Below are 26,313 nucleotides of genomic sequence, written 5' to 3' on the forward strand. Positions count from 1 at the left end.
CGGTAGGCACTCCAGTGCAGATCAGCGGCTATGCTCCGGTCGCGGTCCGATAACGTCGGCGCGTATTGCACGTTTCAACCGGAAGTGCGCGCAGAGAACCGTGTCGAACGTGCTCAACCGCCCGGCACGGTCAGCCCGCGCACGAGCACCAGCAGGTCGTGTTCACCCCGGAGCTGGTGGTCAGGGCCTCGACCCGGCACGGGGCCCGATCTCGGGCCGCTTCTCCCCCGACTCCTCGATGCGGTCCAGAAGCCGGTCGCGCAGCTCCGCGCGGACGGCTTCGGTGGCGGGATCTTCCACCAGGTTGTCCAGCTCGTGCGGATCCGTGTCCAGGTCGTAGAGCGAGGTTTCCACGTAGGACAGTGACGCGGAGTCGTCCCAGGCGTCGGCCTCCGGGGCGGTCACCCCGTACTTCCAGCGGCGCGTGCGCAGGGCCCGGCCGACCTCGGACTCGCTGATCTGCACCAGCACATCGTCCGATCCGCCGGTCAGGACCGACCGCCCCGGCCACTCCGGCGGCACCGGCAGACCGGCCGCGTCGAGCAGGGTCGGGGGCAGGTCGACGTGGCTGACCAGGCCGTCGACGCGCCCGGTGGGCACACCGGGACCGGCCAGCACGGTCGGGACTCGGATCGAAGCCTCGTGGCAGCTGCGTTTGTACTCGCGGTTGCGGGTCCGGAAGTGACAGCCGTGGTCGGAGGTGTACAGGACGATCGTGTCCTGTCCCGCCGCGGCCAGTACCCGGCCGAGCACCTCGTCGATCCGCCGGACCATGCCGTAGTACCCGCCCAGGTGCTCCGGCCAGTTGCCCTCCAGCGCGGCGAGATCGCCGGGCACCCAGCCGTCGTCGTAGCGCTCGCGGTAACCCTCCGGCGCCGGGTAGTCGTCACGCTGGTTCTGGTGGTGCGGTTCCAGGAAGGACAGGAACAGGAAGTACGGCTTCTCGCGGTCGCGGGTCATGAAGTCGATCGCCGCCTGCCCGAGCGCGTCCGCGCGGTAGCCGTCGAAGGTGTGCGGCTCGCCGTCGTTGTCGTACAACGTGGTTTCGTAGGCGTCCGAGGTGAACTCCAACAGGTTCGCCGCCAGCCAGTAGTCATAGCCCGCGCGCCGCTCCGGCGGCACCGGGCCGGGGCAGTCGTCGGTGTGGAGGTGCCATTTGCCGATGTACCCGGTCTCGTAGCCGCCCGCCGCGAACTGGCGCGCGAGCGTCGGCAGCGCCGGATCCAGGGGAATCCCGTTGCGGTACACGCCGTGGCTCGTCGGGTACAGCCCGGTCTGCAGGCTCGCCCGCGCCGGCGCGCACACCGGCTGGCAGGTGAACGAATGGTGCACGTCGGCCCCGCGCCCGGCGAGCGCGTCGAAGTGCGGGGTCAGTCCCAGCGGGTTGCCGTGCACCCCGGTGGTGTCCCAGCGTTGCTGGTCGGTGAAGAAGACCAGCACGTTCGGACGGTCGGTCACGAGATCGCCTCCTCAGAACCGGTGCTCGCTCAGGATGCCGGTCACCAGGGCCTGCGCCCGCGCCGACCGTTCCGGCTCCGCCAGCAGCAGGCTCACGAACAACGCGTCCAGCACCACCAGGTGCGCGAGCCTGCTGGTCATCGCCTCCACGCGGTAGCGCGTCTCCAGCCCGCCGGCGACCAGTGCGGCGTCCGCGACGTCGGTCAGCGGTGTCGTGGCGAAGCTGGTCACCGCGACCACCGCCGCGCCCGACTCCTTGGCGCGCCGGGCCGCGCTCACCGTCTCGCGGGTCGCGCCCGTGTGGCTCACCGCCACCGCCACCTCACCCGGCCGGAGCAGCCCGGCCCGCACGTGCTGCACGTGCACGTCCGCGGGCGCCTCGGCCGGGATGCCCAGCGTCAGCAGCCGGTAGGCGGCGTCCTGGGCGAGCGGGGCGCTGGTGCCGACGCCGAGCACGAGCACCCGCGACGCCGTCGTCAGCAGCCCGACGGCGCGTTCCAGTGCCGCGGCGTCCACGCTCGACGGCGCCCGGTGCAGGGCGTCGGCGCTGCTCGCCGCGAGCTTCGCCAAGACCCGCGCCGGAGTGTCGTCGCGGGCGATGTGTTCCGGCGAGCGGTCCCCGACCAGCGGCGCGACGTCCTGGGACAGTGCGATCTTCGCGTCCTGGAAACCCTTGAACCCGAGGCTCTGGCACGCCCGCACCACCGTGCCCACGCCGGTGCCCGCGGCGGCGGCGATCTCGCTGACGGACATGCGCACCACATCGGAGCCGCGTTCCAGCAGGGCCTGGGCGACCCGCGCCTCGCTCGGCGGCAGGGACCTCAGTGCGGCGCGGGCCCGTTCCGCCACGGACCCGGGCGCGGGGGCCGCCTCGTCGATGCCGGTCACAGCCGCAGGATACGGGACTCTTCGGGTACCCTGCGGCTATGAAACGCCACGTTCAGGGGCCGGAACCCCAGACGGGCGTCGGCATCGTCGCGCCCTACGATTTCGCCCGCGACCGCGAGCTGTGGCGGTGGGTGCCCTCGACCGTGAGCCTGTTCATCGCACGCACCGGCGGCTCGCCCGAGGGCGACAACCTGGACTCGGTGTCAGCGCTCAACCGCCCCTCCAGCGTGCGGCGGCCCACCCGTGAGGTCTGCGCCGTGGGCGCCGAGGTGGTCGTCTACGCCTGCACCGCGTGCAGCTTCGTCGGCGGCGCCCTCGGCGAGGCCGCGCTGCGCCAGGCCATGCGCGACGCCGGTGCCAGGCGCGCGCTCACGACGTCCGGGGCCGCGGTGTCGGCGTTGCGCACGGTCAAGGCGCAGCGGGTCGCGGTGGTGCACCCCTACGAACGGCCGGTCGGCAACCGGCTGCGCGACTACCTCGTCGCCTCCGGGTTCGACGTCGTCGGCTGCACGCCGCTGGGCATCCCGGTGCGCGAGGTGCTGGACACCGGCTACGCCGAGGTCGCCGACCTGATCCGCACCGGCGACACCGAGGACGCCGACGCGATCTTCGTGAGCTGCACGGCGTTGCCCACCTACGACCTCATCGCGCCGCTGGAAGAGGAACTGGGCAAGCCGGTCGTCACCGCCAACCAGGCGACGGTCTGGGCGGCACTGCGGGAGCTGGACCTGCAGGCCAGTGGGGCGGACCAGACGCTGCTGCGGCTGTAGCGCGGGGGCCGCTACGCGGGTTCTGTGCTGCGCGCGGCTGAAAGCACCAGCTTCGCTACGCCCCGGCGCTGGTGGTGGCCGCCGTTGCTGGGTGCGGTGTTGGTGCGTGGCGTGCGCGGGTGCGGCGAATGTTCAACTCGCGGTCCGGAACGTGGGACTCGCCCACGGGAACGTGGGACTCGCTAGTGGCGTAGCTTCCGCACCGCCCAGGCGCGGGTCAGATAGGTCGTCTCCACGAGCTCGTGTCCGGCCAGCGCTTCGCGGGCGTGGTCGAGGAACCGGGCGAACGCCTCCGGTCCCAGCTGGGCCTGCACGTCGTTCGCCGAGTGCCAGACGCCCAGGTAGTGCTCCACCGTCTGCCGCACGACGTGGCGGCCCTCCAGGTAGAGCGGCGAACCGAAACCGGGCTCGTCGGCGAGCCGCGCCGTCAGGGTGCCGGTGAGACCGGACCGTCCGGACGATACGCGCTTGAGGTCCGGTTTGAGCCGCCGGATCTCACCCTCGATGCTCGCCAGCAGCGGGTTCGCCTCGATCTCGCGCGGGTTCCACAGCGCCGCGAACCACCCGCCGGGCCGCAGCACGCGCCGGAACTCGCGCATACCGGCCTGGAAGTCGACCCAGTGGAACGACGAGGCCATCGTCAGCAGATCGGCCGACTCCGGCGGCAGACCGGTGTGCTCGCCGCTGCCGGTGCGCCACGTGATCCGCAGCCCGAAGCTGTCCTCGGCGCCCTGCTGCCGCATCGCGTCGTTCGGCTCCACCGCGACGATCGAGTTCGGCAGCCGCGCGGCCAGCATGCGGGTCCAGATGCCGGTGCCCGCGCCGATGTCGGCCAGGTCCAGGCTGCACACCGGCCGCGCGCCCAGCCCGAGTACGGCGTCGCGCACCGCGGGCGAATAGCCCTCGCGGTACCGGGAGTAGCTTTCCGCCAGCGTGGTGAAATCACCCTGTGCCAGAGCCATGGTGTTCCCTTTCGTCGAGCCGGTAGCCGAAGCGGCGGGCGAGCGCGGTCACGTGCGCCCGCCCGAACAGGTCCGCGGTGGACCCCGTCATCCAGGTCCGCCACTCCTCCGGCTGTCCCCTGCGGAGGATGCCGGGTCCCGCACCACCGCGGTCCTCTTCACGACGGCGGACGATGCGGAAGTCGCCGCGCAGCGCGGCTCCGGCGATCTCCTTGTCCGGAATGGACACTCCGAAGGCGCGCAGCGCGTCGCGCAGCGCCGGGACGGGATCGCGCTTGAGGTCTTCGAAGGTCGTGATCGCCGAACGCGGCATCCGGGCCGAGTGCCAGAGCCAGCGGTGGTAGAAGTCCGCCCAGTCGTCGAGGCGGTCCAGCCCGGTCGGGCCGGGACGGCAGAGCCAGTCGTCGAACGAACGGGCCAGCCGGTCGAGCGGATCGCGGACGAACTCGGTGCGGAAGCGGTACCACGAGTACAGTGCGTCGCGCGGATCGCGCACCAGGATCCACACGCCGAAGAGCGGGCGGCCGCGGTGGAATCGCGGCGTGAGGTGGGACTTGACGAACCGTGGCCAGGGCCGCGCCGGTGCCGCCCCGATGATCTCCAGCCGCTCGCGGTAGTCGTCGTAGGCGGGGTCGGGTTCGCGGGAACCGTCCTCGTGCAGCACCTCGGTGTAGGCATCGGCGTAGTTGAGGCCCATCTCGGCGAGGATGGTGCCCAGATACGACTGGCCGGAGCTGCCGAGGCTCGCGACCAGCACGTCCCGCGCGCCCAGGCGGGCGATGTTCTCCTGGTACCGCGCGTTGTACCGGTCCTGAAGGCCGTGCAGCAGGTAGAACACCTTGTCCGTCATGACGGCCGCCCGAGCAGGCTGCCGGCCAGCCCGCCGAGCAGCGCGACGGCCGCGGCGACCAGGAACGCGAGCTGGTAGCTGTGGGTGAGCGTGGTCGCCAGCACGGCGACGACCAGCGCGCCGCACAGATACTTGGCGGTTTCGTAGCAGCCGTAGGCACTGCCGCGATCCTCCGGCGGAACGTGCCGTCCGGCCGCGCCGTTGAGGGTGACCGCGGAGACCGCCGCCCCGAGCCCGACGAGCACCAGCCCGGGCAGGACGTATCCGAGCGCCAGCAGCACCAGTCCCGCCGCGCACACCACCTGCGCGGCGGCGAACACGTTCGTCCACTCGCGGCGGTGCAGCAGCCGGGCGGCCAGCGGTGCCCCGAACAGGACGGCCACGCCCAGCGGGGTGAAGGTCAGGCCCGCCTGCAGCGGGGTGAGTTCGCGTTGCAGGAACAGCAGTCCGGCGAACACCGTGCCGTCGTAGGCGAAGACGAACCCGGGCAGGCCCGCGATCGCGGCACGCAGGGACTTCTCCCGCAAAAGCCGCGACGGCAGGATCGGCTTCACGGCCAGCACCAGGAGAACGGCCGCGAAGGCAACGGGCTCGTGACTGGTGATCGCATACACCAGCAGCGCGGTCGCGGTGATCGCGACGAGGGTGCCGAGTGGGCGGGGCCGGGGCGCGTCCGGACGCCGGTCCTCGTCGAGGACCCGCCGGGCGGTGACCGCGACGGCCGCCACGACCGGGGCGGTCAGCAGGAACAGGAACCGCCAGCCGAGGCCCTGCGTGATGAGCCCGCCGGCGATGGCGCCCGCCGCCACACCGAGACCGCCCGCGACGGCGACCGCCGCGAACACCCGGCCCCGCACGGCCTCGGGGCGCAACGAGCTGATGGTGGCGAACGCGTTGGGCACGGCGAACGCGGCACCCGCTCCCTGCACGGCCCTGGCCGCGAACAGCACCCACGCATCCCGCGCGAACCCGGCGAGCAGCAGCCCCGCCGCGAACACCACCAGCCCGGCCACGAGCATCCGCCGCCGCCCGAACGCGTCGCCACAGCGCCCGCCGGTGAGCAACGCGCCGCCCAGCGCGACGGCGTAGGCGGTGAGCACCCACTGCCCGTCCAGCGGTGTCAGGCCGAAATCGGCCTGGATCGCGGGCAGCGCCACCGCCACCCCGAGACCGTCGAACACCGCGACGAAGTTGGTCAGCGACAGCACCACCGCGATGACCCCGGCGCGGACGGCGGCCCGCGCATCGACGGCGGTCACGAGCCCACCCCGGCGCCGAACAGCATCCGGTCCAGCTCACGCAGCACGGGCTCCCCCACCGCGCAATCCCGCGCCGAATCGAACTCGTGCCACGGCCCCGCCACCGGCACGGCCCGCACCGGCACGCCGCGTGCGACGAGACGCCGCAGGAGGCCCGTCGTGTCGCGGCGGGCGTCCGGGGTGTCCAGCTCCGCGGACAGCTCGGCCCAGCCGGACGGCTCCAGCTTCAACAGTCCCAGGTACTGACCCGCTACTTCGTCTACATTGGACGGAACGCCGCCGATGTCGGTCAGCAGCCCGTCACGGACGCCGAACGTCTCCGCGTCGCTCAACGGGTCGTCGAACCGGTTCGACCACTGGTCCAGCCAGTCCGGGTCGTAACCCACCACGAGCGGCCCCGGCGCGGACGCCACGGCCGTCACCGCCGACGGCGGGAACACGATGTCGCCGTAGGCCACCACGACCGGGCCCGCCCGCAGCCAGCGCCCCGCGCACGCCAGTGAGTCCACCATGGACGACGAGTCCCACGATCCGTTGTGAAACCGGGGAAACGGGTACCGCGCGAACTGCCAGGCGCACCACCCGGTCACCACCGCGACCTCGTCCACCCCGGCGCGGGACAACGCGCCGAGCTGCCGGTCAAGCAGCGTGCGGCCCGCCAGCTCGACCAGGCACTTGGGCCGGTCCCCCGTCGCCGCGCCCATGCGCGACCCGCGTCCCGCGGCCAGGATCACCGCTCGCATCACGACCTCCGAACACCTCGCCGAACAACTCCACGTCCTCCCGCTGCACCGGATCCGTGCGCTCGGGGTGCCACATGATCCCGGCCATCGGCAGCTCGCGGTGCCGCACCGCCTCCACCACCCGCCCGCACCGCGCGGTCACCGCGAACTCCCGCGGCGCCTCCAGCACCGCCCAGTCGTGGTAGCTGTTGACGGTGCGGCCACCGTGCGGCCCGGTCAGCCGGTGCTCGACCGCGACGTGCCCGCGCACCGGTTCCAGGCACGCGCCGAACGTGGCGAGCATCAGCTGCATCCCCCGGCACACCCCGATCACCGGCAGCCCACGATCCGCCGCCCACCTCAGGAGGTAGCGTTCGAGCACGTCCCGTTCGGGCGCGGAGCCCACGTCGTTGCCGCCGGTCAGCACCAGTCCGCGGCATCCGGTGCGGGACAGCAGTTTCGCCGCGGCCGACGGGTCGAGTGGCATCGGGACACCGTCGAATCCGCAGGCGGCGAGGAACGACCACCACCGCACGTCGAGTGCGAGCCGCACTTCGCCGTGCTCGTCGGCGGACAGCAGCCGCTGGGTCACCGCGAGCAGGCCGGACATCACCACCACCCCGTCGCGGCGCAGTGGGCGAAGATCCGTTCGGCGGCGGCCCGTGGTGAGGTCGTGCCGTGATTGGTGATGCGCAGGTCGGGTTCGAGCGGGAGTTCGGCGACGACATCCTCGCCCACGACCTCGTCGCCGTCGCGGTAGATGCCCTTGGGGTCGCGGCGGCGCAGCTCCTCGAACGGCACGTCCAGGAACACCTCCGCATACCGGTGCAGGTGGCGGCGGTTCCACTGGTGCACCTCGTGGCGCAGCGAGATCGTCGCGCAGACGACGAGGTGCCCCTGCCCGGCCAGCAGCGCGCACAACCGCCCATAGGTCTGGGCCAGCTGACGCCGCGCGTCCGCGCCGAAGGACCGGGCGCCCAGCGCCGAGCGGACCGCGTCACCGTCGAGCAGTACGGGTTTCAGCCCGGCGCGCCGCAACCGGTCGGCCAGCGCGCCGGCCACCGCCGACTTCCCCGCCCCGGACAGCCCGGTGATCCACACGACGCCGCCCGTCACGAAGCCCTCGCCTCCGCCACCCGGCGCCCGGCGACCGGCACCGGCCGGACCACCCTGGCGGCCGCGTCCACTTCGAGCGCCCCGGCGGTCAGCCACCGCCGGAACTGCGTCTCCCCGACGCCGATCGCGGCCGGGATGCCCAGTTCCAGGGCGCGGATCGCCATGTGCGAGTTGGCCCCGCCGAAGGCCGTGACCAGGCCCGCGATGCCCTTGGTGAAGATCCAGTCGTAGCCGGGGTCGGCGGCGGTGATCATCGCGACCGCCCCGGCCGGATCGTCCCCGGCGCCGACATCCGCCACGCGCGCGGCGACCCGTGACTGGGTCACGAAGTTCGTCTCGCCCGGCAGGGCCACGAACGACGCCAGTTCGGGCGCACCGGTGATCACCGCGGGCGCGCACAGCGACTCGGTGAGCGCGTGGCGGGCGCGGCCGCGGGCAATCGACTCGTCGAGGAACGCCACGTCGGTGCGGGCCGAGCCGGTGAGCTGGGTCAGCACGTCGATCGTGGAATACGACAGGTCGTCCGGTGTAAACCCGAGCAGCTCGCCCACCCGGCGCGCCTCCACCAGGATTTCGCTCAGAACGCGGGAGAACTGCAGTTTCCCGTATTCGCGGGCGGACACGGCGGAGGTGACGAACCGGAACAGGTCGCGTTCGGTGCCGGGCATGCGGTTCGCGATCAGCAGTTCACGCACGTCCCGCGCCTGTGCCGGGGTGGGGTGGAACCGCGGCGGGCGCGGTGGGGCTTCGCGCGCCGTCCAGTCGAAGTAGCGGTCGGGTTCTTCGTCGTAGCGGGCGGAAAGGATGTCGTAGGTGCCCGGCCGGAGGTGGCCGTAGCGGTCGAGGAACGTGGCGCGGCCGACGGTGGCGAAGTCGCGCTGCATCTCGGTGCTGACCGTGGTGGCGCTGCCGATCAGGGCGTCGGCGTCGGCCGGGGACAGCACACCGGCGTCGACGAGGCTGCGGACCAGCGCGGTCGCCGCGAACGCCGCCCGTGCCGCGCCCGCGAAGGGCAGTGTGCCCTGCGTCCGGCACAGGTGCACCAGCGCGGGGATGCGGACCGGTGTCCAGCGCAGCGGACGGCGCATCTCCCACTGGGCCAGACGGTCCAGTTCGGACACGTCGCGGGCGAACGGTCCGCACAGGCTCATCATGTGGACGGTCAGGCTCCGCAGTGCCCGCACCAGGATGGCGGCCTCGGCGGGCTGCAGGACGCCTTCGTCGCACAGGCGTGCGGCGTCCTCGGGTGTTCCGAAGTGGAACGACGACAGGGCGATGGCGAATTCGACCTTGTCGTGCAGGTGCGGGTTCGCGCGCAGCCGGGCCAGGTAGTGGCGGACGAGCCGGATGGCGGTGACGTCGTCGAGCGCGGCGGGCACCAGTGAACTGAAACTGGCGCGGGTGTCGATGTAGGCGAGCCCGCCGAGATCGGCCAGTAGCGGGGTGCCGCGCAGGTCGCGGTAGCCGTAGCGGTGGCGGGAGTCGGCCCAGATGCCGTCGGTGATCAGCCGCCGGTACAGCGACAGCGCCAGCGGTCGGGGCCGGACGCCGATCATTTCGGCCGGGTTCCAGTCCGGCATGACACCGAGCACCGTGTCGCGGCTGAGCGCGGGCGGCCCGGCGCTCTGCAGGGTCGCGACCTGCGCCTGGCAGGCGGACACGGCGGCCCGGTGCCGTCGCCTGGACAGCGGGAGCCGGGCGGTCGCCAGTGGCCGCACCTGGAACAACACGAGCGTCCCGTCCCGGGCGACGCCGAACTCGAACTCGAACGGCTCGTCCCCGCTGACGTCCCCCAGTTCGGCGATGAGCTCGGGCAGCCCCACGAGCAGCGGCGACGGCGGTTCGGGGTCTCCCCCGGCGAGGAAGTACCAGGTGCGCACGGTTCCGCGCCCCGAAGTAACCTCGGCCGTGTCCGGGCCTTCGCACCAGTTCACCACCCGGTAAGGCGCGCCCCCACTGGGCTCGCACGAGGACACGACACCGCTGGCGACCGCATCGCGCAGCTGCGGCTGCACCAGCACCTGGTTGCCGGGGTGATCGTCGAACGACCGGACCACGACGTCCACCGCGCGCCGCAACTCGTGCTGGCCGTACACATCGGACAGTGACAGGTAGCGTCCCGCGTTGGAGAACCCGGCCCGGTCCTCGTCCCGGCTGCTGCTGCGCACGATCAACGGAACGTCCGACCAGCTGTGCGCACGCACCCGGTCCAGCACGTCGTGCGGATCGTCCCGCCACTGCGCGACGGTGAACGATTCCATCGGCAGCACGACGGCCGATCGGATCAGGGTCGAGAGCCTGGCGAGGGTTTCGGCCTTGGTACCGAACTCGAAGGGCTCCGTCTCCGGGGAAACAGGCGCGTGCATGGGCCGCTCCCTTGTCGGATGGTCGCTTCGATGACAACATCGCGGCAAACGCATTGCCGGGACGTATCGACCAAGGTAACTCCAGGCGAAGCCCGATGATCGGGGGCGATTCCTGCCCAGGAACGGCGAGCGCCAGTAACACCGGAGCTGGGTGGTCATCCCGTCGCCGGCCCTGTCCGGCCCTGTCCGGCGAGGACGCTCTTGATCTCTGGAGCCGCGCTTCGCGCGGCGAGGTGAGCGCTGGTCGCTTTGGCGGGCGGTAGTCGGTCGGCTTGGGTTCGACCTCCCCCGCGGACTTCGGGGTTCGGCTCGCGTTGCCGGGCGGCGGTTTGTCGGGTGGGGCCGGTACGGCAGCAGCAAACACGCCGACGGGAGCGGCCAACACGCCAGCGGGAAGGGCAAACACGCCGACGGGAGCGGCCAACACGGGCGTGTTTGCTGGTCCGGGCGGCGTGTTTGCTGGTCCGGGCGGCGTGTTGGCTGCTCCGGGGGGGGTGGGGGGTCAGGAAGTGGTGACTATCTCGTCCTCACTTGCGGTGATCGGGCTTCGTCCGGGGATGCGCGTCGGGTGGGAGATCGACACGCGGGCGGTTTCCGGCATCAGCAGAATCGGGACGATGGCGATCGCCGCGGCGGCCATCAGATAGTAGGCGGGGATGGTGGTGTTGCCGGTTCCGTCGATGAGCGCGGTGATCACCAGCGGTGCGGTGCTGCCGAAAGCGGCCGTCGAGGTGGAGTAGCCGATCGCGAAGCCGCTGTAGCGGTTGCGGGTGGGGAACATCGCCGGGAGAGCCGAGCCGATCGTGCCGAGCATCAGGACCAGCAGCAACGACAACACCGCCATACCCGCGATCGCGGCGAGGATGTTGCGGGTTTCCAGCAGCGCGATCGCGGGCCAGCTGAGTGCGAGGAACCCGAACGCGGCGGTCAGCAGGAGCGGTTTGCGGCCCACGCGGTCGGACAGCGAGCCGACCGCGTTGATGACGAACATCATCGCCACCATCAGCGACAGCGGGATGAGCAGGGACGCGGTCTCGCCCAGTTCGAGCACGTCGATGAGGTAGGTCGGCATGTAGGTGATCAGCGTGTACATCGCGACGTTGAGCAGGATGACGAACCCGATGAGATTCAGCATCTGCGGCCACATCGTCGTCAACGTCTCCTTCAACGGTACCCGCGAGGTGGCCCCGGCGCGTTCCGCCCGTTCGAACGCGGGGGTGTCGGCGAGCCGGGTGCGCAGGTACCAGCCGATGAGCCCGAGCGGTCCCGCGACGAGGAACGGGATGCGCCAGCCCCAGCTGTTCAGCGCCGCTTCGGACAGTCCCAATTGGACAGCCGTGGCGAGCAGGGCACCCGCCACGTTGCCCGCCAGCGTGCCGAATTCGAGGAAGGAACCGTAGAACCCGCGGCGCCGGTCGGGAGCGTACTCGGCGATGAAGGTCGCGGCGCCGCCGTACTCGCCGCCGGTGGAGAAGCCCTGCGCGAGCCGGGCCACCAGCAGCAGGATGGGCGCGGCGATGCCGATGGTCTGGTAGCCGGGGATGAGACCGATGCAGAACGTCGCCGCCGACATCATGATGATCGTGAACGACAGCACCCGCCGCCGCCCGTAACGATCGCCGAGCGGGCCCAGGATGATGCCGCCGAAGGGCCGCAGCACGAACGGGATCGCGACACCGGCGAAGACCAGCAGCAGGCGCGCGGTTTCGTCGGCGTCGGGGAAGAAGTTCAGGCCGATGGTGGTGGCGAGATAGCTGTAGATGCCGTAGTCGAACCATTCCACGGCGTTGCCCATGGCCGCGCCGGCCACGGCACGGCGGATGGTGCGCTCGTCGGGTGGGGCTGCGGTATCCCGGGTCTCGGTCATGATCGCTGTCCGTTTCATTGTTCGGAAGCAGTGATTCGACTCGTGAATCATAGGTGGAAATCGCCCCCGGTGGACCACCCCGGGATGAACTGTGGAAAACATTTCGGTTTTGGCCTAGACTTCGGAAAGATGTTCCATCGGGAAGGGCGGTCCCCATGTCCGGGATCCGCGGTGCCGTGGTCTTCGACTGTGACGGGCTGCTGCTGGACACGGCGGCCGCGTGGTTCGCCGCCTTCCGGGCCGGGGCGCAGGCCCTCGACCAGGAGCTGAGCGACCGCCAGTTCGCTTCGCTGACCGGGGCGTCGGTGGGCGCGGCGGCCGCGCGGATCGCGTTGTGGGCCGGGGAAACGGGCGAGACCGGCCGGGTGGCGAAGATGCTGGACGAGGCGTTGCGGACGGCGGTCGAGCACCGCCCGCCCGCCGCGCTGCCGGGTGCGGTGGAACTGGTTTCCGCGCTGTCCGGGCGGGTTCCGCTCGGGGTGGCGTCGAACGCGCCCGCCGGGGTGCTGACGGAAGTGCTGCGGGGAGCCGGGCTGTGGCCGGCGTTCGGGACGGTGGTCAGTGCCGACGACGTGGCGGCCCCGAAACCGGCACCGGACGTCTACCGGGCCGCGTGCCGCCGGCTGGGCGCCGACCCGGGCGGGGCGGTAGCGCTGGAGGACTCAGCGGCCGGCGCGACGGCGGCGCAGGCAGCCGGGATGGCGCTGGTGGTGGTGACGAACAGCGGCTGGCCCGGCCGCACACCGTTGCGGTGGCCGGGCACGGGCAGACCGGTGCTCTACGTGCGCGCGCTGGACGACCCCGCCGTCCTGCCGCACCTCCTGCACGGGTGAAGGTCAGGCGTTGGCGGGCGCGAACGAGCTCGCGAACAGCGACTGGGCGATCCGCAGGACCAGCGACTCGATGAGGTTGGCACCGATCTTCGCGAGAACGGTGGCGAGGAACTCGGCCATCGGGCACTCCTAGCTTCCAGGGGTTACCCAGGCACCGTCGCTCGCGCGGATGAGCCGCCGGGAGAGAGCGAGTTGCACGCGGGTTAACCGGACGGGAACACCGTCCGCGGGGTGTGCGCTCTGTGCTCACCCACCATTGCGCAGCCGCTGCACCGCGAACTGCGTCACCGTCGCCGCACCCGCCGCGCCCAGCGCGATCCCCCACTGATGCGGCAGCAACGGACTACACCCGAAAAACCCACTCACCCCCGGCACCTGCACGATCCCCGCCAGCACCAGCAACGAACCAGCACCCGCGGCCAGCACCAACGGCGTCCGGCCCCGCACCGCCATCGTCTGCCCCAGCTGGGCCGCCACCAACGCGACCAGGCCCGTCGTGCTGGCCTGCAGCGGCGTGCCGACCGGGCGCGCCAGCAACCAGCCTGCCATCGCGGCACCCGCCGTCGTCGCGGCCCGGGCGATCAGGTCCTTCGTCAGGACCGCGCCCAGCGACGCCTCCGGGCCCTCCGACAGCAGCTGCTCGGGATCGGCGTCCGGTGGCGGCCGCACCGCGACGGCCATCGCGGGCAGCACGTCGGTCAGCAGGTTGACCAGCAGCAACTGCCGCGCGTTCAGCGCGTCCCGCGTGCTCAGCATTCCGGCGCCCACGGTGAACGCCACCTCGCCCAGGTTGCCGCCGAGCAGGATCGACAACGCGTCCCGCACCGACGCCCACATCGCACGGCCCTCGACGATCGCGTCGGTGATCGTCTCGATGCGGTCGTCGGTGACGATGAGGTCCGCCGCTTCCCGGGTGGCGGGCGTCGCCGTCGCGCCGAGCGCGATGCCCACGTGCGCGAGCCGGATCGCGGGCACGTCGTTGGCGCCGTCGCCCGTCATCGCGACGACGCGCCCGGCGCGGTTGAGGTGCTTCACGATCCGCGCCTTCTGCGCCGGACTGACGCGGGCGAACACCGCGACACCGGGAGCACGCGCGGCCAGTTCGTCGTCGGTCGCGGCGTCGACCTCGGCGCCGCTCATCGTCGCTTCCCCGTTCGCCAGGCCGAGTTCGGTGGCGATCGCCGAAGCGGTGCTCGGGTGATCGCCGGTGATCATCGCGACCCGCACGCCCGCGCGCCACAGGTCGGCCACCGCGCGGGCGGCCGTCGGGCGCACCGGATCGGCCAGCGCCAGCAGACCGCGGAAAGTCAGGCCGCGGATGCGAGTCTCGTCGAGGTCACCGCGCCCGGACGCGCGCCGTTCCGCGACCGCCAGCACCCGGAACCCCTGACCCGCCAGCTCGTCGACGGCCTTCAGGTGATCCGGCCCGTCACAGCGCGCGAGCACCGCCTCCGGCGCGCCCTTGACGCTGAGCAGCGGCCCGTCCGGGGTGTCGGCCAGCACCGCGTGGTAGCCACGAGCGGGCTCGAAAGCCAGTTCCGACAACCACGTCACTTCACCCGGCCCGACGCCGTGCTCCGCGGCGGCGTCCAGCACCGCACGGTCGGCCGGGTGCGGCGGCGTCTCGCCCGTCAGGTGCCACGGGCTCGCCCGCACCGCCGCGGCCAGCACCTCCGTCTGCTCCCCCACCGGCCGGGTCGTGTGACCGTCGGACACCGCCTGCAGCCGGATCCGGCCCTCGGTGAGGGTGCCGGTCTTGTCGAAGCACAACAGATCCACGCGGCCCAGCGCCTCGATCGTGGACGGGCTGCGTGCCAGCACCCCGCGCTTCGCGAGCCGCCGCGCGGACGCGAGTTCGGCGACCGTCGCGACGAACGGCAGCCCCTCCGGCACCGCGGCCACCGACAACCCGACCGCACGCCCGAGCGCCTGGCTGATCCCGTTGCCCCGCGCCAGATCCGCGAGCAGCAGCGCCACCCCGGCGCCCAGCGTGACCGGCAGTGTGAGACGGGTCAGCTCGGCCAGCCGCGCGGCCACCCCGGTCACCGGCGGCGCGTCCCCGTTGAGCCGCGACGTCCGCCCGGCCTCGGTGCGCTCCCCCGTCGCGACCACCACCCCGGTGCCGCGCCCGGCCGCGACGACCGTGCCGCGGTAGAGCATCGACGAGCGGTCCGCGACGGCCGTCGCCGCGGTCGGCGGCGCGCCCTTGACCACCAGCTGCGATTCGCCGGTCAGGCTCGACTCGTCCACCTCCAGCCCGGACGCCTCCAGCACCCGGCAGTCGGCGGGCACGGCGTCCCCGGCGCGCAGCTCGATGACGTCGCCGGGCACGAGGACTTCGGCGCGCGCGGTCAGCCGGGTGCCGACGCGGCGCAGCCGGACCTGCAGCGCGCTCGTGTCGAGCAGGTGGTGCATTTCGCGGTCGGCGCCGAGCCGTTGCAGACCGCCGATCACCGCGTTCATCCCGAGCACACCGATGATGAGGACCGCGTCCGTGATCGATCCCAGGCTCGCGCTGACTCCGGCACCCGCGGCGAGCGCCGGGGTCAGTGGCCCGGCCAGCTCTTCGGCGGAGGCGCGCGCCAGGTTCATCGCCTCCGGTTCGTGGCTCGCCGCGCCGCGGCGTTGTTCGGACTCCTCGGCGGCGAGCCCGGCGTGACGGCTTTCCAGCCGGGCCAGCACGGCGTCCGGCGACATCGCGTGCCACGGCGTGCGGTCGAGCGGGATCGGCAGCGGTCTGCGCCCGGCCTCGGAACCGGTCCACAGGCCGGTGGCCAGTGCCAGCAGGGTCGCGAAGTGGACCGGGAAACCCGCCCGCGCTGGCGCGGTGGCGGCGGGCCCGAAACCGCCGAACAACGCGCCGAGCGTGGACCCGGCGACCGACAGCCCGGCGGCGTAGCGGCTGGCGCGGTGCGCGGGTTCGACGGCCTCCAGCACACCGCACACGTGTTCCAGCCCCGGACAGAGCACATGCGCGTGCCAGGGCAGCGCGTCGTCCGGTCCGGGCACGCCGATACCGACGTCGGCGGCCGCGGTCGCCTCCGGATCGGCGGAGACGACCGCGACCATATGCCCCTCGGCCTGCAGCTCGCGCACCCTCGCGATCAGGTCGGCGGGCTCGGCCTCGACGACCGCGCCTGCCCGTTTCCCCGCCTCCAGGACGGCTTCGGCCAGCGGATGACGTTCGTCGTCGAGCCCGGCGAAGGCGACCACCTCGTCCCGGTACCGCACCTCGATCGTGTCGCCCCGGTGCCGCACCTCCCAGTCGCCCCGGCGGAGACCGGACCCGCCCGAGTCGTGGACGACGCTGACCACCTCGTCCGGGTCCACGTCGCCGGTGACCGCCACCTCGCCCGCCACCCGGCGCCCGGTGCGCAGCAGCTCCGCGTCCACGACGACCTGCCCGACGCGGTCCAGCCGCCGGGTCGCGGCCGGTTCCAGCACGAGGGTTCCGGCCGCGGAAAGGTCCCTGGCCAGCTGGGCGGCGAACGCCTCACGGCCCGCCCGCGCCGGGCGCGGCACGGCGGCGAGCAGGATCCCGTTCGCCCGCTCACCGCCGCGGGCGGCCAGCAGCGTGCCGAGCGCACCGGCCACGCCGAGCCCGGCCGAGGCGTGCGCGATCCGCTCGACCGGCCCCTCCGGGCGGGGCCGCGGACGGCCGGGCGCGCCCACCGGCTCGACCCGGTGCAGGTCGATGCCGGTGCGCTGGTCCCAGTGTTCCCACGCCTCCCGGCGGGCCGTGACCTCACGCCGCACGCACCAGCGGTAGGCGGAGTCGGTGGCCAGCGCCATCGGCCGCTGCGCGAGGGACTGGCTGATCGCGCCGCCGACCGCGAACACCGCCTCGGTCGCCGGACGGCCCAGCGCGCGTTCGACGCCGCCGCGCAGCCCGGGCGTGGAGTCCAGCAGCGAAGCGAGCGCGGGCACCACCGTCGGCAGGGCACGCAGCGGCAGGACGCGGCCGAGGACGGCGTAGGAAAAGCCAGCGAGGTTCGTGCCGAGGGCGACCAGCTCGCGGACGGCCGGGGCCGGGTTGGCCGGGTGGACCTCGTTGGCCGGGGCTCGGGCCGTGAGGTTCCAGTCCCGTTCGGTCTCGGCGACCGCCTCGGTGAGCGCGCGGCGCGGGACCTCTTCGTCGTGCACCACGACGACCCGGCCGAGCGCGCCGTTGACGGCCGCGTCGTGCACGCCGTCGAGGCCGGTCAGGCGGCGTTCGAGATCGCGGGCCGCGTCGCGCGTGCCGGGCTCGTGCAGACCGCGGACCTCCAGGTGGGTGCGCGGCCCCGAGGTCCAGGACCGGCGGCCGGTGAGCGCGGTGGCGACGGAACGGGCGAAGCCGAACGGGGAGGGCAGCCGCATGGTCTAGGAGTTGCCGCGCGCGGTCCCGCCCTTCTTCGGTGTTCCGGCCCTGGCCCTGGCGGATGTGGCCGCGGCGGGCGCGGGGATCTGCTTCTGGTCGCCCTGCTGCTTCTGGTCACCCTTGCCTCGCCCGACGACCGCGGCCCCGACGCCGATCGCGACCGCCACCGGCCACTCGATCAGCTCGACCGCGGCCAGCAGGCCGAGACCGCCGAAGTAGGCGAGCTGGCGCGGCGGCGGGAGGAACGAGCGCGCGGTGTGCAGCGCGGCGTTCACCTCGTCGCGGTCGGGCACCGGGATCTTCGGCAGGTGCACGTCCGGGGTCCGGAACTCCGCGCGCACGAAGGGAAGGTTCACCGTGGCGGTGCGGCTCTTCGCCTGCTGCCCGGGCGTGGTGCTGGTCATGGCTGGCTCCCTCCCACCCCCAGCGACCCGGCTCATGCTACGACCGAACGGAGATCGAGTGAACCGCTGATTTCGATTCAGCCCGGAAGGGTGAGCTGGGCGAGCACCGGACGGTGATCGGAAGCCGTCGTCGCCACGGTTCGCGCCGCGCGGATCGCCAGGTCGCGTGAGGCGGTCACGAAGTCCAGGCGCTTCACGGGGTCCGCTGCCGGATACGTCCCGCCGTGTGGATCGGCGTCGGCCAGCTTCGTCCACAGTGGAGTCAGTTCGGGGGCGGCGGGTTCGGCGTTGAAGTCACCCGTGAGGATCTTCGGCCCGCGTGCCCGGCCGAGGATGCCGAGCATGTCCGCGACCTGCGCCTCCCGCACGGCGGGATCGGCCCGGTAGTCCAGGTGGGTGGCGTAGACGCGTACCGGCGCGCGCCGGACCGCGACGGTCACCTCCGCGAAGCCCGGCGCCGGGGCCGGTTCCGCGTCCGGGGTGAGCGTGGACCACCGCGTGATCTCGTGGTTTCGCGCGGCCAGGATCGGGTAGCGGCTGAGCACCGCGACGCCGTACTGGCGGCGCGGCGCACCGGGCGCGGGCGGCTCCAGGTCGTAGACCGGCGCGAAGAACACGTGCATGCCCAGCGCTCGCGCGAGTTCGCCCGCCTCGTCGCGGTACTCGCTGCGGGCGTCCCAGTGGACGTCGACCTCCTGCAGCCCGATCACGTCCGCGTGCAGATCGCGCAGTGCGGCGGCGGTGCGGTCCAGGTCGAAGACGCCGTCCTCCCCCGCGCCGGCGTGGATGTTGTAACTGGCGACCGTGAGCACGGGCCGGGGCGAAGCGGCGGCCGGAGCCACCCCGAGAGCCACCACCAGCGCGACGACCATCGCTGCGAGACGCATGAAGATCACCTTAGGGGCGCGAGGCAACCTTCGGGGTGTCCGGCGCGTGAACCTCCGGAAGGAGGGGGAGCGTCATGACAGCGGGCACGACGGCGACCGTGTTCTCGGACGCGGGCCTGGTGACGGCGGCCGCCGACGGGGACGCCCAGGCGATCACGGACCTGGTCGACGCCCTCACGCCCGTGCTGGTCCGCTACTGCCGGGCACGGCTCGGCCCGGCCGGGGACGACATCGCGCAGGAGGCGTGCGTGGCGATCCTGCACGCGCTGCCCCGGCTCGACGGCTCGTTCACCGCGCTCGTCTACGACCTGACGGCGGAGAAGGTGGACGCCGCGCACGTGCCGGAAGCGCCGTCGCCGGTGATGGCCCTGCCGCCGGGTGAGCGGGAAATCGTGGTGCTGCGGGTCGCGGTCGGGTTGTCGGCGGAGGAGACGGCGGAGGCGCTGGGGATGCCGGTCGCGGCGGTGCGGGTCACGCAGCACCGGGCGCTGGACCGTCTGCGCCGGTCGCTGGAGCAGTGACGTCCCGGAAGTCCGGGCCGGGCCCGTCGATGTTCCCGGCCGGGACGCGGCGATGGTCCGTTCGTTCACCCGGAAGGCGACGGGGTGGTCGTGCGGCGCTCCGGCGGGCCCGATGGTGGCGAGCCGCCCCAGCTCCCGCGCGCGGAGGTAGGCGCGCTCACGATCGGTGAAGGTCATGCCCACCAGCCCGGTACCTCCAGCTTGATGGAGGTCAATTCGGCGGGGTGGTTCCCGGCCGGAAACCGACGAGCACCCCGAGTGCCGCGATCAGCCCGGCGAGGAAGTACCACGCGTCCCCCAGCGCCGCCGACGCGATGATGGCCAGGACGAGGACACCACCGGCCGCGGCCCATCCCGAGACGTTCGGCTCCGCCATGACCTCCACCATCCTCCTCGGCGGGCGCCACCGCACCACTGATCGCCGAACTCACCCCGAAAGGGCAATTCGGACATGCGTGCCGGAGTGCACCGGGCCTCCAAGCCGAGGTAGCGCGCGACGCCGTGTTCCACCTCCGCCATCTCGTCGCGATCCAGGTAGCCGACCGGATCACCCTGGACGTAGGCGGCGTCGATCGTGTGGATCTGATCCACGAGGAACCGTGTCCGGGTCGCGCATCGTGGCCGCGGCCTGCCCGCCGTCTTCCGCTCGCCCAGAGCTTCAGATCACGCCCTCCTCCACCTCGGCACCAGCCCTGGCCAGCCGCTCGGCCAGCTCCCGGATGGTCGGCGCGGCAAAGAAGTCCGCGAGCGGGATCTCCTGCCGCAGTTCCCGGGCCGCCTGCTCGATGAACCGGATCGCCTTCACGCTGTCGCCGCCGAGGGTGAAGAACCCGTCGTCGCGTCCGACGGAGGGCACCTCCAGCACCGAGCACCACAACCGGGCCAGGCCGGTCTCCAGCTCGCCGCTCGGCGGTTCCGATCCGGGTGCGCTCCCGGCGACGGCCAGTGCCGTGATGCGAGCGCGGTCGATCTTTCCGTTGCCGCTCAACGGGATCTCGGGCAGCACCAGCAGCCGGGACGGCACCATGTGCGCGGGCAGCTGCGTCGCGGCGAACGTGAGCACCTCCGCCTCGTCCACCGCGGCCCCGGCCGGGACGACGGCGGCCGCCAGCGCGCCCGCGGCGACCACCGCGACCGCCCGCGTGACCGAGGGATGCCGAACCAGCGCGGCCTCGATCTCGCCCAGCTCGATCCGGTGCCCCCGCACCTTGACCTGGTTGTCGCGGCGGCCCAGGAACTCCAGCACCCCGCCGGGGTGGTAGCGGCCGACGTCCCCGGTGCGGTACCAGCGCGTGCCCTCGTGCACCACGAACCGTTCCGCCGTCAACTCCGGCGCGGCCCGGTAGCCGCTGGCGACACCGTCGCCGCCGATCCACAGCTCGCCCGGCACCCAGTCCGGGCAGTCGCGACCGAGCTGGTCGACGACGCGGTAACGCTGGTTGCGCAGTGGAAACCCGTAGGGCACCGAACGCCACGACGGGTCCAGGCCGGACACGTCGAACGCGTTGGACCAGATCGACGCCTCGGTCGCGCCCCCGAGCGCCACCAGCCGGGCCTCCGGCGCCACGGCGGCGAGCCGCCCGGGCAGGTCCAGCCCGACCCAGTCGCCGGACAACAGCACCAGCCGCAGGTCCGCGGGCAGCACCGGCGTGGCGCCCTCGGCCACCACCAGCAGCATGTCCAGCAACGCGGGCACCGAGTTCCACACCGTGACCCGGTGCTCGGCGGCCAGCTCCGCCCAGCGCCGCGCGTCGCGCCGGGATTCCTCCGGGATGGTGACCACCGCTCCCCCGGCCGCGAGCAGGCCGAACACGTCGTAGACGGACAGGTCGAAGTCCAGCGCCGACACCGCCAGCACCCGGTCGCCCGGCCCGGCGCCGTAGCGGCGGTTGACGTCCTCGATCGTGTTGGCCGCGGCCCGGTGGGTGATCTCCACCCCCTTGGGCTCGCCCGTCGACCCGGACGTGAAGATCACGTAGGCCAGGGCGTCCGGATCGGCCGGCACCGGAGCCGGAAGCGGCTCACTGTCCAGCAGCGCCGCCACGTCGTCGATCACGAAGCGCACCCCGGCGGTGGCCAGGATCCGCTGCCGCCTCGGCGCGGGCTGGTCGACACCCACCGGAACGTAGGTCGCACCCGCGGCGAGCACGCCCAGGACCGCGACGATCTGGTCCGGCCCCTTCGGCAGGCACACCGCCACCGTGTCACCCGGTGCCACACCGCGTCCGGCAAGCGCACCCGCGACCCGCAGCGCCCGGCCGGTCACGTCCGCATAGGACAGCGCGGAGCCGTCCGGCGCGATCACCGCTGTCGCGTCCGGGCGGCGCTCCGCCTGCCGGAAGACGGGCGTGTGCAGCAGCACCTCGTCCTGCGGGTCGGCGGTGTCGTTGACCCGGCGCCGCGATTCGTGTTGTGCCGCAGGCAGCACCGCCGGGACGGGCGCGTCCCACGAAGCGTCGGCCAGCCACCCGGTCAGGGTCAGGTAGGCGTCGAACATCGCGTCCAGCACCCCCGGCGGGAACAGCTCCTCGACCGCGTCCCAGTTGAGGTCCACGCCGGTGCCGTCCGGCCCGGCGCGCTCGACCACCTGATGGTCCAGCCACACCTGCGGCGTCTGGGACACGCCCCACACCTGGTCGGTGAACGGGTGGCCGGGATCGGTGCCGCCGGGCACCCCGAGCGCGCTGGTCAACACCACCGGCATGCTCGCGCCACCCTCGCCGGTGCGGCGCGCCAGCTCACGCAGCACCCGCACCGCCGAGAAGCTCCGGTGGTCCAGCGCCTGCCACAGCTCACGCTGCACGTCACGAACACGGGCCGTCCACGCCTGTCCCCCCTCGGGCCGGTACCCCACCAGCAGCAGCGAGGTGAAGTCACCCAGTACGCGCTCGATGTCGGGGTGGACGTCGCGGCGGTCGAACAACGTGAGCGTCAGCGTCAGGTCGGCTCGCGCGCTCCAACGGCCGAGCACCTCGGCGAACGCGGTGAGCAGCACCGCAGAGGGCGTGACGCCGTGGGCGCGGGCCTTCGCGGTGATGCGCGCCCACCGCGCGGCGTCCAGGGTCGTCGTGCGGCGGGTGAAGACCGGCCGGTCCACGGTGGCCGGATCGATGGCCAGCGGCAGCTGCGGCGCCGGGGGCAGCGTGTCCACCACGTCCAGCCAGTAACGCCGGTCCTCCTCGCGCGGCTCGCCCGAGGCCAGAACATAGTCGCGGAACGACGGGCCCGGCGAGGGCAGCGCGGCGGCGGGATCGGTGTAGAGCCGGGCCAGTTCGGTGTAGAAGACGAGGATGCTCAGTGCGTCGAGCACGAGGTTGTCGATGCCGATGGCGAGCCGGGTGCGGTCACCGGCGCGCACCGCCGAGATCCCGAACAGCGGCCAGCCGGCCGGATCGAACACCTGGTGCGACAACGCTTCCCGCTGCGCGGCGAACGCCGCCTCCGGGTCCCCGGCCGCTTCGGTGACCTCGATGGTGAAGCGCGGCGCCTCCGGCAGGATCCGCTGGTTCCCGCGCTCGTCGAACACCGCCCGCAGCATCTCGTGCCGCGCGACCAGCCGGTTGACGGCCTCTTCCAGCCGCGCCACGTCGAGGCCGGTGACGTCGTACTCGCGGTAGAAGTGGCAGCCGATCCCGCCGAGCGTGAAGCCCTCGGCGCGGCCGAGCCAGTACGCCTGCTGCACGTCGGTCGGCGGGAACGGCTCGTGCCGCCGCGCGGGATCGGCGACCAGCGGCCGCGCGGTGTCGGCGACGCCGTCGTGCAGGGTCGCGGCGAAATCGGCCAGCACCGGGTGGGCGAACAGCGTGCCCAGCGCGGCGCCGTCGAGCCCGTCGGCCCGCAGCCGCGCCACCACCCTTGTGCCGAGCAGCGAATCGCCGCCGAGGCGGAAGAAGTCCTGCTCCCTGGCCGGTCCGGCGACGCCGAGCACGTCCTGCCACACGGCCGCGACCCGCCGCTCCACGTCGGTCCGGGGCGGAGTGCCGACGGCTTCCTCACGGGCCGTCAGTGACGCGGCGAGAGCACGCCGGTCGACCTTGCCGTTGGCGGTCAACGGGAGCGCGGGCAGCGCCGCGATCCGCTCCGGGAGCATCGCGGCGGGCAGCCGCTCCGCCACGAACCCACGGAGATCGCCGGGCACGCCCGGCGCCACCACGACCACGCCCAGGCGGCGGTCCGGCGTGAGCATCGCGACCGCCCGCTCCACCGCGGGATGTGCCCGCACCGCGCTTTCCACCTCGCCCAGCTCGATCCGGTGGCCACGGATCTTGACCTGGTGGTCGGTGCGGCCCAGGAACTCGATCACGCCACCGCTCCGGTAGCGGGCCCGGTCGCCGGTGCGGTACCAGCGCCTGCCCTCGTGCTCGACGAACCGGTCCGCGGTGCGCCCCGGGTCGCCGCGGTAGCCGCGGGCGACGCCCGCCCCGCCGATCCACAGCTCGCCGGGCACCCAGTCCGGGCAGTCCCGGCCCAGCTCGTCGACCACCCGGCAGGTGACCGCGCGCAACGGCGTCCCGTACGGCACCGCCGTCCACTGTGGATCGACGGTGGCGACTTCCTGGACGGTGGAGTGGATCGCGGTCTCCGTGGTCCCGCCCAGCGCGACGAACCGGCAGCCCGGCGCCTGTTCGGCGAGCCTGGCCGGCAGGTCCACGGTCACCCAGTCGCCGCCGAGCAGCACCACGCGCAGCGGCACCGGCTCGGTGAGGACGGTCAGGAGCATGTCCAGCAACGCGGGCACGCAGTTGAGCACGGTGGCCCGGTGGCGGCGCAGCAGCCGCGCCCAGGCGAGCGCGTCCCGCCGCTCCTCCTCGGCGACGCAGACCACCGCACCGCCGCGGCACAGCGGCGCGAACAGGTCGAACACCGACAGGTCGAACTCCAGCGCCGACAACGCCAGCGTCGCGTCGGACTCGCCGAGCCCGAAGCGCCCGGTCAGATCGGCGATCGTGCTCATCGCCGCCGAGTGGGTGATTTCGACGCCCTTCGGCTCGCCGGTCGAGCCCGACGTGTAGAGCACGTAGGCCAGATCGTCCGCCGATCCCGGCACCGGTGCCGTCAGCGGCGTCGCCGGGGCGGTCAGTGTCCCGGCGTCGAGCGCGACCCGTACCCCGGCGGAGCCGAGGATCCGCTCCCGCCGCGACGGGGGCTGGTCGATCCCGACCGGCAGGTAGGCGGCGCCCGCGGCGAGCACACCCAGCACCGCCACCACCTGATCGGGCCCCTTCGGCAGGGACACCGCGACCAGCTCACCCGCGGTCACACCGCGTTCGCGCAGCTGCCCGGCCACCGTCAGCGCGCGGCCGGCCAGCTCGCCGTAGGTCATCACGCCGTCCTCGCCCCAGCGCAGGGCAGGCGAGTCCGGGTGACGCTCGGCGCGCGCGAAGAAGCCGTCGTGCAGACGGGTTTCCGGGGCGGGGTGGTCGCCGGTGTCGTTGGCCGTCGCCCGGACCGCCGCCTGCTCCTCCGGCAGCGCTGAGGGCACCGGCACGGTCCACGCGCCGGGCTCGGTGAGCAACCGGTCCAGCAAACGGCTGTAGGCGGCGAACATCGCGTCCAGCACGCCGGGGGCGAACGCGTCCTCGCGGGCGTCCCAGTTGACCAGCACCCCACCGTCCAGCTCGGTCACCTGCGCGTCCAGCCATACCTGCGGGCCCTGCGAGATGATCCACGACGGTTCACCGAAGCAGGACCGCACGTCGTCGGCGAACAACGGCCCCAGGCCCAGCGCGCTGGTGTACACCACCGGCGCCAGGACCTGCTCACCGTGCAGCCGCGACGCGTCCCGCAGCACCTCGACCCCGGAATACCCGGCGTGCGCGACGTCGGCGTGGAACCGGCTCTGCAGGGCCGACGCCCGCTCGGCGAACGACCCCGGCGCCGCCCCGTCCCAGGCCAGCAGGACCGACGAGGTGAAGTCACCGACCAGCCCGGCCACGTCGGCGTGCAGGGGTTCGCGGTCGAACAACGGCAGGTTCAGCAGGAACCGCGGCTCGGCGCTCCACGCGGTCAGGGTTTCGGCGAACACCGCCGCCAGCGCCATCGCCGGGGTCAGCCCGTGCCGCCGGGACTCCCGGTCCAGCGCGGCGAATTCGTCCGGCCCGAGGAGCCGGTGCCTGCGCACGACCGTCGTGGCGTCATCGGTCGCGTGCGCGGCGGCGGGCAGCTGCGGCGCACCGGGCAGGTCGGGCAGGCGGTCCTGCCAGTACGCGCGGTCGGCGCCGGTGTCCGGGCGCGCGGCGGCCCGCTCCGCGAGGTAACGCGGATAGCTGTAGTCCAACGGCGCGGGCTCGCTCGTGCCCGCGTAGAAGGCGGCGAGATCGGCCAGCAGGACACGCAGGCTGAGCGCGTCCGCGGCGACCATGTCGAGGTTGACGTGCATGCGGGTGCCCGAGGGCAGCAGGGACAGCTGCACGTCGAACACCTCACCGGAGGAGATGTCGAGCCTGCGGTGGGACAGGGTGCGGCGCAACCGGTCCAGCTCGGCGGTCACCTCGGCGGGGCCGAGGTCGCGCAGGTCGTGCACCCGCAGCCCGGGCCACGGGCTGTCCGCCGCGATCCGCTGGGTGCCCTCGTCCGACACCCGCACGCGCAGCATGCCGTGCCGCGCCAGCAGGGCCCGCACGGCGCGGTCGAGCCGGGCCGGGTCGGTGCCCGCGCCGTCGAACTCGTGGTAGAAGTGCGCCGCCACACCGCCGAGCTGCTGGCCCGGTTCGCGGCCCGCCCAGTACGCGTGCTGCATCAGCGCCAGCGGGAACGGCGCCGTTTCGTCGACCGGCACCCGCGCCGGTGCGGCACGGGTTCCGGTGGCGTCGGCGACGAGAGCCGCCCAGGCCTTCACCGTCGGCTCGGCGACGAGGGCGGCGAACGGGATGCTCAGTCCCGCGCGGCGCCACGCACCGGCCAGCCGCATCATCGTGATGGAGTCCAGGCCGAGCCCGATGAGGTCGTCGCCCGGATCGATCTCGTCGGCGGGCAGGTCGAGCAGGTCGGCCACGACCGCGGGCAGGGCCGCGGGATCGGTCAGATCGTGGGACACGAGGGGGTTCCCTT

Annotated in this window: 18 protein-coding genes; 3 read left to right on the top strand and 15 right to left on the bottom strand. The window is 73.1% G+C overall.

Annotation, left to right across the window (positions count from 1 at the left end):
* Positions 1 to 180 precede the first annotated feature (180 nt).
* Positions 181 to 1,458: a sulfatase-like hydrolase/transferase gene (locus HNR02_RS33070; protein WP_179777527.1), complete on the bottom strand. Its 1,278-nt coding sequence runs from the start codon at positions 1,456 to 1,458 to the stop codon at positions 181 to 183.
* A gap of 12 nt (positions 1,459 to 1,470) precedes the next feature.
* Positions 1,471 to 2,346: a MurR/RpiR family transcriptional regulator gene (locus HNR02_RS36665; RefSeq protein ID WP_179777528.1), complete on the bottom strand. Its 876-nt coding sequence runs from the start codon at positions 2,344 to 2,346 to the stop codon at positions 1,471 to 1,473.
* A gap of 38 nt (positions 2,347 to 2,384) precedes the next feature.
* On the opposite strand from HNR02_RS36665, the gene HNR02_RS33080 reads away from it, so the two are divergent.
* Positions 2,385 to 3,116, top strand: a complete 732-nt coding sequence (locus HNR02_RS33080) for a maleate cis-trans isomerase family protein (RefSeq protein ID WP_179777529.1) — start codon at positions 2,385 to 2,387, stop codon at positions 3,114 to 3,116.
* Positions 3,117 to 3,298: 182 nt separating this feature from the next.
* Here HNR02_RS33080 and HNR02_RS33085 read toward each other — a convergent pair whose 3' ends face one another.
* The 8 genes from HNR02_RS33085 to HNR02_RS33120 all read right to left on the bottom strand — a co-directional run bounded on the left by HNR02_RS33085 (position 3,299) and on the right by HNR02_RS33120 (position 12,258).
* Positions 3,299 to 4,078 carry a class I SAM-dependent methyltransferase gene (locus HNR02_RS33085; protein ID WP_179777530.1) on the bottom strand — a complete coding sequence of 260 codons (780 nt, stop codon included), beginning with the start codon at positions 4,076 to 4,078 and terminating at the stop codon, positions 3,299 to 3,301.
* Positions 4,059 to 4,928 carry a sulfotransferase domain-containing protein gene (locus HNR02_RS33090; RefSeq protein WP_179777531.1) on the bottom strand — a complete coding sequence of 290 codons (870 nt, stop codon included), beginning with the start codon at positions 4,926 to 4,928 and terminating at the stop codon, positions 4,059 to 4,061. The genes HNR02_RS33085 and HNR02_RS33090 overlap by 20 nt, the downstream gene beginning before the upstream one ends.
* Entirely contained in the window at positions 4,925 to 6,187 is a 1,263-nt protein-coding gene (locus HNR02_RS33095) for an MFS transporter (RefSeq protein ID WP_179777532.1), read from the bottom strand. Before HNR02_RS33095 ends, HNR02_RS33090 begins: the two co-directional genes overlap by 4 nt.
* A complete protein-coding gene (locus HNR02_RS33100; protein WP_218914362.1) occupies positions 6,184 to 6,891 on the bottom strand; it encodes a phosphocholine cytidylyltransferase family protein in 708 nt (235 codons plus the stop codon). Before HNR02_RS33100 ends, HNR02_RS33095 begins: the two co-directional genes overlap by 4 nt.
* A complete protein-coding gene (locus HNR02_RS33105) occupies positions 6,827 to 7,519 on the bottom strand; it encodes a gamma-glutamyl-gamma-aminobutyrate hydrolase family protein (RefSeq protein ID WP_179777534.1) in 693 nt (230 codons plus the stop codon). The genes HNR02_RS33100 and HNR02_RS33105 overlap by 65 nt, the downstream gene beginning before the upstream one ends.
* Positions 7,519 to 8,025: an adenylyl-sulfate kinase gene (locus HNR02_RS33110; RefSeq protein ID WP_179777535.1), complete on the bottom strand. Its 507-nt coding sequence runs from the start codon at positions 8,023 to 8,025 to the stop codon at positions 7,519 to 7,521. The genes HNR02_RS33105 and HNR02_RS33110 overlap by 1 nt, the downstream gene beginning before the upstream one ends.
* Positions 8,022 to 10,391 (bottom strand): PEP-utilizing enzyme, encoded by a 2,370-nt coding sequence (locus tag HNR02_RS33115; protein ID WP_179777536.1) that lies wholly within the window; start codon positions 10,389 to 10,391, stop codon positions 8,022 to 8,024. Before HNR02_RS33115 ends, HNR02_RS33110 begins: the two co-directional genes overlap by 4 nt.
* A gap of 502 nt (positions 10,392 to 10,893) precedes the next feature.
* The gene (locus HNR02_RS33120; protein WP_179777537.1) at positions 10,894 to 12,258 is read right to left on the bottom strand and encodes an MFS transporter; all 1,365 of its coding nucleotides are present in this window, start codon (positions 12,256 to 12,258) and stop codon (positions 10,894 to 10,896) included.
* A 155-nt stretch (positions 12,259 to 12,413) separates the two neighbouring features.
* Here HNR02_RS33120 and HNR02_RS33125 point away from each other — a divergent pair, with 155 nt between their 5' ends.
* Complete coding sequence (locus HNR02_RS33125) at positions 12,414 to 13,091, top strand: HAD family hydrolase (RefSeq protein WP_179777538.1); 678 nt, start codon at positions 12,414 to 12,416, stop codon at positions 13,089 to 13,091.
* Positions 13,092 to 13,337: 246 nt separating this feature from the next.
* Here HNR02_RS33125 and HNR02_RS33130 read toward each other — a convergent pair whose 3' ends face one another.
* The 3 genes from HNR02_RS33130 to HNR02_RS33140 all read right to left on the bottom strand — a co-directional run bounded on the left by HNR02_RS33130 (position 13,338) and on the right by HNR02_RS33140 (position 18,751).
* On the bottom strand, positions 13,338 to 17,450 hold the full coding sequence (locus tag HNR02_RS33130) for an HAD-IC family P-type ATPase (RefSeq protein ID WP_179777539.1): 4,113 nt from the start codon (positions 17,448 to 17,450) through the stop codon (positions 13,338 to 13,340).
* A 3-nt stretch (positions 17,451 to 17,453) separates the two neighbouring features.
* Positions 17,454 to 17,855 carry a hypothetical protein gene (locus HNR02_RS33135; RefSeq protein ID WP_179776126.1) on the bottom strand — a complete coding sequence of 134 codons (402 nt, stop codon included), beginning with the start codon at positions 17,853 to 17,855 and terminating at the stop codon, positions 17,454 to 17,456.
* Between the two features lie 77 nt (positions 17,856 to 17,932).
* On the bottom strand, positions 17,933 to 18,751 hold the full coding sequence (locus HNR02_RS33140; protein WP_312861264.1) for an endonuclease/exonuclease/phosphatase family protein: 819 nt from the start codon (positions 18,749 to 18,751) through the stop codon (positions 17,933 to 17,935).
* A 65-nt stretch (positions 18,752 to 18,816) separates the two neighbouring features.
* On the opposite strand from HNR02_RS33140, the gene HNR02_RS33145 reads away from it, so the two are divergent.
* Positions 18,817 to 19,263 carry a sigma factor-like helix-turn-helix DNA-binding protein gene (locus HNR02_RS33145; RefSeq protein WP_179777541.1) on the top strand — a complete coding sequence of 149 codons (447 nt, stop codon included), beginning with the start codon at positions 18,817 to 18,819 and terminating at the stop codon, positions 19,261 to 19,263.
* A 211-nt stretch (positions 19,264 to 19,474) separates the two neighbouring features.
* Here the strand turns inward: HNR02_RS33145 and HNR02_RS33150 are convergent, their stop codons facing one another.
* Positions 19,475 to 19,639, bottom strand: coding sequence for a hypothetical protein (locus HNR02_RS33150; RefSeq protein WP_179777542.1), 165 nt, complete (start codon positions 19,637 to 19,639; stop codon positions 19,475 to 19,477).
* A gap of 282 nt (positions 19,640 to 19,921) precedes the next feature.
* Positions 19,922 to 26,299 (bottom strand): non-ribosomal peptide synthetase, encoded by a 6,378-nt coding sequence (locus HNR02_RS33160; protein ID WP_179777543.1) that lies wholly within the window; start codon positions 26,297 to 26,299, stop codon positions 19,922 to 19,924.
* Positions 26,300 to 26,313 lie beyond the last annotated feature (14 nt).

The sequence above is a fragment of the Amycolatopsis endophytica genome, assembly GCF_013410405.1.
Lineage (GTDB): Bacteria > Actinomycetota > Actinomycetes > Mycobacteriales > Pseudonocardiaceae > Amycolatopsis_E > Amycolatopsis_E endophytica.